The organism is Candidatus Pelagibacter communis, from assembly GCF_001180205.1.
Classification (GTDB): domain Bacteria; phylum Pseudomonadota; class Alphaproteobacteria; order Pelagibacterales; family Pelagibacteraceae; genus Pelagibacter; species Pelagibacter ubique_O.
Window position 1 is genome coordinate 1 of record NZ_CVSU01000068.1, and the last position, 857, is coordinate 857.

Below are 857 nucleotides of genomic sequence, written 5' to 3' on the forward strand. Positions count from 1 at the left end.
TTTTAAAAGCGGAGGCTTTTTAAGTTTAGCCGTTATAATAAACGGTTATATTATTTCATTAGCATAAGCTTCTGAGTAGTAACACTACCTGCAGATTGAGCTTTTACAAAGTACACACCACTAGATGCATTCGATGCATCCCATGTTAATGTATATGTACTTGCATCCATATAGCCATTTGCCAACGTTGCAACAACTTGACCCATGATATTGTATACCTGAACAGATACTTGTCCTGCTTCAGGAACAGCCAGAGTCAGGCTGGTTGTTGGATTAAATGGATTTGGATAAGCTTCACTAAGACTGAATGCAGTTGGAATACCAACATCTACACGGCCTTGACTATTAGCTACAATCACATCCACGATCTCGAAATCACCAGTATAAGTGAAAACTTCATCACTCTCTGGAGTTACAATTACAAGAACAGTCTTGTTGCCAACAGTATTGTATTCAGCAAGCATTGCTTTATCAGTAATATCCATAGAGAAGTCTGAACCATGCTTCAGTGTCATCTGAATACCACCAATGTAACCTTCTGCCTTAATTAAGACAGAACTGCCAGTATTTTGTATTTTTGCAGAAGTTGCATCAGGAATACGACCATCACGACCTAATATCGCATTTGCAATCTGAACAATATCTAGGATATTAATGAAACCATCACCATTTACATCAGCAGCTTCCAAACCACAACCTTCTAAGTTTCCACCTACTAATATATAATTTGCTACCTGAACAATATCTAAGATATTAACCGTACCATCTTCGTTCACATCTCCTGCCGCATTGGTACAACCTTCATCATCACAGTTATCGCCACAGTCTAAGTAAACACGATAGCCTAAGTTTCCATC

General features: G+C 38.4%; 1 protein-coding gene. It reads right to left on the reverse strand.

What is annotated here, in order from left to right:
* Window positions 1-50 precede the first annotated feature (50 nt).
* Window positions 51-857: dockerin type I domain-containing protein (locus AMO08_RS02715; RefSeq protein ID WP_143323801.1), on the reverse strand; the 807-nt coding region annotated here is incomplete at its 5' end.